This is a genomic window from Wandonia sp. (genome assembly GCF_984588085.1).
This window is the reverse complement of the sequence record NZ_CFIGVI010000052.1, coordinates 1-10,448: the sequence shown is the minus strand read 5'-3', so window position 1 is coordinate 10,448 and position 10,448 is coordinate 1. Positions and strand designations below refer to the sequence as shown.

4 protein-coding genes are annotated in these 10,448 nt (G+C 41.6%); 2 read left to right on the top strand and 2 right to left on the bottom strand.

Annotation, left to right across the window (positions count from 1 at the left end; all coding sequences use genetic code 11):
* Positions 1-195 precede the first annotated feature (195 nt).
* A complete protein-coding gene (locus AC4PL9_RS13605; RefSeq protein WP_491605293.1) occupies positions 196-1,140 on the bottom strand; it encodes an SIMPL domain-containing protein in 945 nt (314 codons plus the stop codon).
* A gap of 41 nt (positions 1,141-1,181) precedes the next feature.
* Positions 1,182-7,295: an alpha-2-macroglobulin family protein gene (locus tag AC4PL9_RS13600; protein ID WP_491605292.1), complete on the bottom strand. Its 6,114-nt coding sequence runs from the start codon at positions 7,293-7,295 to the stop codon at positions 1,182-1,184.
* A 238-nt stretch (positions 7,296-7,533) separates the two neighbouring features.
* Here AC4PL9_RS13600 and AC4PL9_RS13595 point away from each other — a divergent pair, with 238 nt between their 5' ends.
* On the top strand, positions 7,534-8,598 hold the full coding sequence (locus tag AC4PL9_RS13595; protein ID WP_491605291.1) for a hypothetical protein: 1,065 nt from the start codon (positions 7,534-7,536) through the stop codon (positions 8,596-8,598).
* Positions 8,599-8,604: 6 nt separating this feature from the next.
* The coding region (locus AC4PL9_RS13590; RefSeq protein ID WP_491605290.1) for a lipase family protein at positions 8,605-10,448 on the top strand (1,844 nt) is incomplete at its 3' end.

The window sequence follows — 10,448 nt, the reverse complement described above, 5'->3', positions numbered from 1 at the left end:
AAGAGTAATCAATTTTACTTTTTTCATAGAGTAACTTTATGTTTTTGATTTGTGCTAGTCAAGATACTAAAATCGTAGAAAATACTTTGAAATGTGTGTTATATTTTTCTTTTGTAGCTACAAAAGTGAGCTATTCACATGCAAGTGTAATCGTCCACATGGTGCTCATACACGATCAACAATCGTTACTTTTAATTAGTTATTTACGTTTATCGGCTTCAAATCACCATTTGGTGTCACCAAAATATATTCTTTATCAGATTTAGCTTCTTTCTCTTGATAAACCCGGTACTTTATTTCATACATAACCTGAATGACGGGTTCCAGAATTGCCGGGTTCATTACAAAATCAAACTCCTTGTCGATGATTGGTTGGTAATAAAGAGTTGTCGCTTTATCAGCTTGATTTATGTTGGCTGATTTCTTCAGGTTTAGGGAAGAAGATGAATAAGCCTGATACGACTTGTACATTTCGACAGGATAAACGATCCGGTAATCATCTGCTATCTGTTTTTCATGCGTAGTTAAATCAGTTCCTAAAATCCCCTGAAAATTCGCAATTTTTTCGGAGAGGATAGTCTTGGCTTTTTTCATTAAATCCGATTTTGTTTGCTCCAGATTGTTCGAAAAGTAATCGACACGAACTAAATCATAAATCTCTGAATTTGTACAAATTGAAATTAACTCATTTAGAAAATCAGGGCTTTTATATTTGACATGCAGGTTTTTTTTCAGTTCAAAACCCATAGGAATTTCATTGTAGGTTTTGCTGCTGAAAATCTTTTTCTCTACTTCATATTCATAAACAGGTACAAATGAAACCATATCAACATACGTTTCAATATCCGGTTTATTGGATATTTCACTCAAAACCGCATTCACTCTTTTGTTCAGTAGTTCATTGACCTCAGTTGTTGTTTCACCTACTTGGGTTACAGTAAAAATCGCAACATAGCTGTCGGCTTTTATGTTTGCCAAACCTTTTACGCTGATGATGAGGTCAGAATTACCGCTCAGACTAACATTTATGTTGTTTTCCGAATACCGTACCTGATTTTGATAGTTTATATTTCCCGAAACTTGTCCAAATAGGCTATTTCCTATAATAAGCAGACAAGCTGTAAGTTTAAGTGTATTCATTTTAGTTGTTTTATAATTAGTGTCAATACCCGTGTGTCTTATTATTTTATCTTCAAACGAATTCCCTTGCTGTGCGAAGTAAACTCAGGAGCATACATACACTGAATAGTTGTAATACCGTTGGAGAAATCTCCTGCAAGGTTGGCGCGTACATCGTATTCAAAAACGTAGGTTCCTTTACGCAGATAATCAATGAAGAAATTGGTGGCAGCATCACGCGTACTTTCGTAATAACCAATGCCTCCCTGGTATTTGTATTGAGAGAATACATTAACCGGTTCGACACCTGCAGCCCTCATGTCTTTCATGTGGACATACTCCAGATCACGATCCGTGCGAAGTACAATACGTACCCGGATCTTATCTCCCGGATTTAGCGTGGTCTGATCCGAAACCGGGGTCATTACTTCTCCGGAAGAAGTTCGTTTTACCAGGAATAATTTCTTTTCGAGTTGCAATGGAGTCGCGTGCGGAGTGATTTTATCCAGATCCTCAAAATACTGCCAGTACAATGCTCCCCAGCTTACACCTTCTGTTGTACGGGTTACTTTTACCTGCCCCATTTCCGGACGGATCTCTTCGCCTTGCCAACTGGTTTTGAAATAGCCGGTTCCTGCTTCTGATTGTTGTCCGGTTGCAGATGGATCAACCCGTTTTCCGCCCACTTCAATCTGAACGGTTTCTTCGTTGGCAAGAAGATCTGTTCCACGCATCAGCAAAGCATACACTGCGTTTGCCGTGGCTTTGGTTGTTTTCCAGTCAGTCGTTTGCTTTTGCTTTAACAACCAGACTTTCATCTCTTCTACAGCAGCGACATCTTTCGTAACTTCATCAAAGGCCTCAATCAACAAAGCCTGTGTTTCGATAGGTGCCTGATACCAGTAGTAACCTCCGGCGTTATCTTTCCAGTACATTCCCATTTCATCACTCATGAGGGCACGTTCTTTTAACGAGGCAAGTACCTGTTCAGGGAAATTCTGAACGGCAAAACGATGAGCTGTCAAGGCGATCATTGCCTGCGACTGAATACTGAATTTCAACCAGTAACTCTGCATTTGTTTCAGGTAGTACGTGTGCGCTTCCTGAAGTTTATCAGTAACCGGAATCTCGGGGAAGTAGCTACGTGCATACAGGTACTGTAGCTGAGTTTGCGAAATATGTTGTTCCGTTAAATAGGTCTTTGGATTGTGTTTTTTAACACGTTCCAGATCTTCTATGATACGTTCATCCAGATACCCTATAGCTTTACGTGTCATATTCCATATCGTATGGTCTTTACGGACATCTTTAACTCCCAGACGATCCAGATGACCAAGACCGGTTACGATATGTTGCGTGATATAACGGTTTTCCGGCATCCCGGGGAACCAGGGCCACGCACCATTGGATACCTGCATTTTTTCCAGTTTTCGGATGGCTACTTTTAGTTCTCCCGACATACGGTTCAGGTCGAATAGTAAACCAATCCGTTTTTTTCGCTCCGACTCTTTATGGGCGCTCATTACCCACGGCGTCTCTTCCAGCAGGAGTGATTTTAGTTCCTGGTTTTTCTCCAAATTGGACAAGAATGCATCCGGAGAGCTATTTTTCCAGGTATCAAATACCTGCTTGATTTTCGGGTTAGAATTAGCCACTTCTGTAGCCAATGCGTTGGCGTAATAACGCGTGAAAATTTGCTCGGCACATTCGTAGGGGTACTCCATCATGTAAGGCATTGCCTGAACAGCATACCAGGCCGGATTTGAAGTGTATTCCAATGTCAACTGGTAATGGCTAAGCGTATTGGATTGCCCGGATTGGAGGAGTTTATCAAGCGTAAACAATCGGCTTCCTATTCCTTTCGAAGGTAATGGAAGACTTTCAGTTACTAACATCCGGTTGGATAATACAGGAAGCGCATTTTCTTCTCCGTCACTGAATTGACCGGCAGTTGCAGAAACGCGATAAACAACAGCACCCATGTCTGAAGGTACGTTTATCTTCCACGCAAGTAAAGCGCTTTGTTTTGCTGTTACGGAGAATGAAGAGGTGTTTACCGTCAATCCAAAATCAGGTGTTACCGGTTGCATGGTTAATGCGTCAAACAGTTCCAGTTTAGCAGTACCTTTCAATTCTTTGTCGGAAAGATTAGAAACTTTTGCCGTAAACGTCATTTGATCCCCTTCGCGCATAAAACGTGGAGGGTTAGGCAAGATCATCAAATCTTTCTGTGTAACAATTTCTTCGGTGAGGAATCCCGTTTTTAAATCTTTGGTGTGTGCCATACTGATAAACTTCCATCGCGTAAGTGCTTGCGGAATAGTAAAGCTGATTAGAACTTCACCCTTATCATTTGTTCGGAGGTGTGGATAGAAGAAAGCCGTCTCGTTCAGGTTCGTACGAATCTGAGTCGTCGGTGAAGCAGCGTCTTTGTCATCATCTTGTTGAGCACCGCTATTTTCTTCTTTACTAATGAGTTCTGTCCTTCCGCCTCCATCTTCGTCTCTTTCCGCCTTTTCCCGTTGTGGAGCGGCAGCGTCTGCCATAATAGAAACTTCTTCCAGTTCTATTTTTCTGGTTTCACCTCTAAGAGAATAAAGATAGTGTGAGCTACTATATCCGAACCAGTTCAAATGAGGGAACGGACGTTCCGCAGGGGAAAGAATTTTGTTCCACTCGTTTTCGTATATATATGCCGTTTCCGATCCGAAAGAAGTACTGGACCAGGCTGATCGGGGATAGAATTGCCCAAATACCGACATAGAGAAGGAATTGGCTGCAAACTGATCCAGAGAAGCGTCATACATAGCAGCTAACATTTCTGCTGCTACTTTTTCGCCTTTAGGACCTTTGATTTTTACTTTCCATTCTTCTTTCTGTCCCGGAAGCAGTTTATTCCGGAATGTCTCAAAAGTGACATCCAGTTTCTTATTGGAATGCGGAACCAGTACACTGAATTGCTTGCTGTAGAAAACCCCTTCTTTAACTCCGGAAAAACGTACAGCAAAGTTCCCGCGGTGTTCTTCTTTTACAGGAATGCGGATCACCTGCTGTTCGTTGGACAATACGATTCGTTTTTTAAAGAAAACGCCTGTTTTACCTTCTGCTTCAACGAACACTTGCGTAGCATTGGCAGCCGATGCAATGATGAACTCGGCAGTTTCTCCCGGTTCACAACTCGTTTTTTCAGCATGTACCCACCAGAATTCGTTTGTAGGAGCTGTCTTTTCGCCTGTATCGTACAAGGTGAAATAGGTAACGGTCTTTACCTCTACGCCAAAGGCATCAATCGACTTTGCTTCGAGTACGTAGCGTCCGGTTTTCCATTTTTCCATTCCGTTCAGGTGAATTGAATCACTTTCGGCAGTTGAAAAAGAGGTTGAGAAGACTTGTTTCTCTCGCTTCAGGTTTTCCGGCAAACGTGCTTCCTTAAAATCATCATACGGAAACTGTTCGCGAAGTTCGCTTTCGGAAAGCTCCGAATAATCGGTTAGATATTCCTGATTGGGTTTAAACAGTTGACCCGGTTCCGAAAGTTTATGAATGGTAACAGTTCCGGTTGCAGAAACTTTTTGTCCGTTTAGATTAGTACTTTTTAAAGCGAAAACAGAGCGTTTCGTCCGGTTGACGGTTTCGCTGATTCCGAAACTAAGCTCCATCGCATGTTCTGCCACGGAAACTGTTTGGGTGGTGGACTGCGTTTCTCCGGTAATATCCGTAACATCTATCGTAACCGTATAGTTATATATGGGCGAATACTGGCTTTGTGCTTTTGGATCTTTTTTGGCATCAAATACAATGGTAAACTCACCTTTATCATTCGTTTCCGTACTTCCGTTTGTAATTTCCTGATCCGGACCTCCAAAATAGCTTCCACGATAGAACTTCCATACCGGGTAGCGCATAGTTCGGGTAACACGATAGCTTACTTTGGCTCCGTCAACAACCGATCCGGCAAAGTTTTTGGCTTCTCCTTTTACGGTTACTTTTTCTCCGATTTTATAAGCCCCTTCAAGGGGTAGGGTACTGACCTCAAATTTGGGTCGTTTGTAATCCTCTACCGAAAAATACACCGCTCCGCGATTTGCATCTTTGATATGCATAGTTCCGTTCAGCATACCCTTAGGGGCTTCAAACTCTCCGCTGAAAGAACCAAAGGCATTGGAAGTATACTTCATTTCAGCCACTTTCTGATAGTTGGCATCGTAGAACTCTACCTTTCCGGTCGTGTTGGGTTGTATTTCATGAAGATCTCCGGTATGCTTCATCAGTATTCCTTTGAAGTAGATTTTTTGTCCCGGACGATAAATTTTACGGTCTGTGAACAGGTTCGTGGTATACTTTGTCTGCTCCTTTTCTTCGTATCTGCGAGACAGATAATGACGGGTGGCGTCAGAGAATTCATCTTTTCCGGAACTGACGTGGATGTAAATATTTCGATACTTTCCGCTTGATTTTAATACGGCACTTCCCTCGGCGTCAGTGGATAATTTTTCTGCTTTTTTCAATTGATAAGAACGGGAAGAATAGCCGTAATTGTACTCATAAACCTGAATAGTAGCTCCTTTTATGGGGGCTCCTGTTTTTCGGTTGAGAACAGTATATACTTTGTTCCCATCTGTATCATCTTTTGTTAGTACAGACAATTCGGTAGCATAAAATCCGGCATAGGCGATGGCATTGTTCTTTTCCCGGAAGTCAGCAGTTGGAGAGCTTAGTAACACATAATGTCCCTGAGCTATTTTTTCAATAGCTGTCAGTACCGAATGATTTTGATAATCCTCAAAATCTCGTAATTGTACAGACCATGATTTTTCAACCGGAAGTTCGGTCAATTCGTGAATCAACTCTTTTCCGTACGTATGGTTTTTAATGAAAAAGTCCCAGTCTATTCGGGCTATGCGGAAATAAAGGGAGTCGATGTTCCGATAATTTATTTTCAGTTTATTGGAAGCTCCCGGATATATAGCGAGATCCGTTTGAAGTGTAACCTCTTTGCTGAGAATCTGACTTTTTAGAGCTGCACACCAATTGGCTCCGGTAGCCTCCGGAAATTTTGTGATGGTTTCTTCGCACAATTGAAGTGCTTTTTTCTTGTCCAGACGGAACGTGTCATTGTCTTTTGTATACGTGTCCCCCCGTTGATTCAGAAAAAGAGCAATGTTATAATTTGTCTCCGATGTGAAAGGGTGACTGGGATATTCTTGAGCAAGTTTTGCCAGAGCTGCAAAATAGAAGTTCTCTTTTTCGGGATGCGTAGAATGAGAACGGGCAAAATTCAACCGGCGAAGCGTGGTTTGAATGCGTGTGGATGGTTCCTGATCTTTACTGTGAAAACGTGCCAGATCACGATGAATAACAAAAGCATAATAAACCGTTGCCAGTGAATCGGGAGTTGAAAATTCCAACTGTGTGAATACATCATTTGTTGCAAAATGTCGCGCATCATTAACGGTAAATTCTTCAATAGGACGATGTAACTGGAAACTGGCTGATTCAAAGAAATTCAATGCCTCATAAGCGAGAAAATCATAAAGTGTTGGCAACAGTACCGGCTTTTTTTCTGCATTAGAAAGTATCGGGCTGAAGTTGTCTATCCGAATGCCTTTCAGGGTATCCGCTGCGCTTAACGAAAGCAGAAAATGATCTCTGACCTCACGGGAAAGTTTTGTCAAATCCCATGTACGAATATCGGATTGATCAAAGGATTCCGTCGCCGTGCGATTCATAAACTTCCAACGATTATTCTGGAAGTAATTCCAATACAACTGCGCTGTAACCGAATGAAGAATTTGTTTCAGCGGAGCTTCTGCTTTCTCAATACGTTGTTGCATTTGTGCGATAGCTTTTACCTGATCTTCTTCTTCGAAATACGAGCTGAACTTCACGATATGAATCAATGCTTTGACCTGTTCGGGAATATTCTTATCCTGCCCGGCTTTTTGGTCAATGGTTTGAACCACCGCAAGAGCGGATCGGTAAAGACCCTTTTTTTCAAGTGAATCTGCCTGACGCCACAGTTCCGAATAATCTCCCTGAAAATTCATTTCTATTTTGGAAGGAGCCTCCGAATCAGCGGGATTCATATCCACGATGTCCTTTTTACACTTGTTGGACATTAATAACAGAGAAAAAACAATCGCTACCAGCGAAAATCGGAAAGAGAAGCTTTTCATATCAATCAGTTTCGTTTGTCAAAGTTACACTATTCTTGTTAGTATACAGAAATCATGCCTAAGTACACCTGAGAAACGGGAAGGTTCATTTTAGTAATTCTATTTTTGTACGTACAGCACATATAATCGTTTATGTAAACTTTATTTTACTTTTTTGGTGCTGATTTTTAGTGTTTTGAGAAAAGAATACTATATTTGTCCGCAACTAATTTTTTAATGTAATTACAACTTAAACGGTATGAAACGAATTACCTTTTGCCTTGTTTTGTTAACGAGCTGTCTATCAATTTATTCTCAGGAGAACACTGCTGAAACCAATCCGAAATGGGATCGTCAGGGAAATGCAACAGATACAAGTGACTTTATCGGAACGATTAATGCGAGTGATTTAAAAGTAAAGACCAATAGTGAAGAGCGGTTGCGGATTACTTCTTCGGGAAATGTAGGGGTGGGTGTCCAAAATCCGTCTGAAAAACTGGAAGTAGACGGAACGATACGTGCACAGGAACATCTGAAAGTAGACGGGAATTTATACGTTACCGGATCGGCAGAGGTTATGGGACAGGTGCAATTTTTTGATACGTTATACCTGAAAGAGGTTCCGTTAATTGGTGAGAAGGATATCCATCCGGATATAATTGTGAAAGACAGTAATGGTATGGTGAAGCGTATGGTATATTCCGACTATATCGGTTTGCCGTACGAACCCCGTCTTTGTTTCCACGATACAAGACCGACATGGGCTTCTGTTTCTGCTGCACAGTTAGGCGGAGGTGAGTTTGATTTAGGGAATATATACACAACGTGTGCGAATGTTGGTATTGGAACAAATAGTCCGATATTCAACCTGGATGTTGCCAAGAGTGGTCGGTTTAGAGAAAGGTTACTCATAAGTAGTGGGAACAGTCCGGCAGCGGCTGATTTACATGTGCGCACATCTACTACAAATACATCTGCCCGCCTGCTGCTGGTAGAAAATGCTGAGCGTAAACTTTTGCAACTGGATAACAGCGGAATGCTGCGGGCGCGCGAAATAAAAGTGGATATGCAGAATTGGCCGGATTACGTTTTCAAAAAGGAATATACTTTGCTTCCCCTGCATGAAGTAGAGTCTTTTATAAAGAAAAACGGACACTTACCCAATGTTCCTTCTGCTGAAGAACTGGAGGAGGATGGATTGAATCTTGCCGAATCCAATCGTATGTTAATGGAAAAAGTGGAAGAACTGACCCTCTATTTAATTGAACAGAATAAACGCATAGCTGAGTTGGAAAAGGCATTGGAACAATCCGAAACAAAATAGGTAGTTATGAGATACTTGGGCTTGTTTATTTTCTGTCTGACGACGCTCTCGATGCGTGCACAAACGGACACGATTTTTACGGATGACTTGCGAACGACCATCCAGGAGGTTTTTAGTGAACTGGATGAAAACACATACGATGGCAAACTAATAGAACGGTCATTATCTGATTTCCCGTATGTATATGAACAGATACAGGGGAAATACGATCAGACACACAATGCAGTGACATGGCTATTGATGCTGGATGCAATTATTGATGCACATGTAGATACGACAGAGATCGTTTCAAAAGCAGATGTGGTGACTTCGATTTTTGATTTTTATCGGGAAATGGAAAGTATTGATCCCGGACCTGATGTGGATGAATCCCTGACCGTTCCTTTTTCGTTGGTAATCCACAAGGTTAACGCATTTGATTCAACAATAGTGGCGAATGGAGGAGTAATAAATAATAACGGTAAGCTACAGGCTGTTGTTCCCGAATCGACACTGTATCGGGAGGTTACTTTAAAGAGCGCAGCAGCTTTGGAGTTTTACAGTGACAATGGATTTGATAAAGCCTATCTTAAATATGATCCGCGTTTTGTGTCTACCAGCCCGGATATTGAGTTAACCTCGATCCGTATTAACACAGGAAGTGGTTTTATGCCGTTGGACTCTGTCAATAATCAGGTAGAATACTACCGGTATGCAGATTCTTTAACAGCACAGGCTGAGGTTTCTTATTATGATGATGCGGTACTTGTCGTAGATACGATCAGTTTTTATCTTACGCTTGATGTCGGTGCTACGAAAACGGTTTCTCCCCGGGCAGTAGACCGCTGGGATGCTAAATACACGTTCAGAGGTCAGGAAATTGATTTTCGCGTGGCAATTAAATATGGGTGCGGCAACGGTAATAAAATAAGAAGACCGATTATTATAGCACCGCCTTACAGACCAACTATTCAGCCTGTACACATGAATAAATACTACGACCAATTTGATTTCAAAAGCCTGTTGAGTACGCTTTCGGAGATGGGGTATGACGTCATCTTTCTGAAAGAAAGACCGGGTAATGCAAGCATTGAAACAGCGGGTCGCGAACTTTCAAGGTTTATTCGCTCTATCAATATCCAAAAGGCGGGCAATTATCCCGGAGAACACTGGGAGAACATTTTGATGGGCTTCAGTGCAGGCGGACAGCACGCCCGGTATGCGCTGATGTTGATGGAAAAAGAACATATGCATTACGGATTAGACCATCACCATACGCGGTTGTATGTTCCGTTTGATTCACCCCACCATGGAGCTAATATTCCCATGTTTGCACAGGCGACTTATTACGATTTGGATCGGAAAATGAATTTACTTGCGATGATAGCATACTCCTATTTAAGAGACGAAGGATCAAAGGATATGGCATTTAATCACATACTAGCAGGAAATTTATCGAATACTTCCGGAGATTTCTGGGATATAAATGCAGCACCTACTTCTGAAAGACTAAATCTCTTAAATGAATTGGAAAACGGCTTTACACATTATTATACGCATACACAGGATTTACGTAAAACGTTTCCTGCTTTTACGAGGAACATAGCTGTATCTGTAGGGAGTTATGCCAGTAATTATACCGACGCATACGGTCTGAATCCCGGGCATCACCTGTTTAGTCAGGATAATATGTTTTTGCCTACTTCTTTCGGTTTCATGCACAAATTCAGAAGGTTGTATGCTTCCAAATATGGCAATCAGCAGGAAACACTGAATATCCATGATGTTAATGTGCTTTTGGGAATTATACCCATTACAACAAAACGGATCTACAGAACCAATGGATTGTATGACCTGGATATGGCACAGGG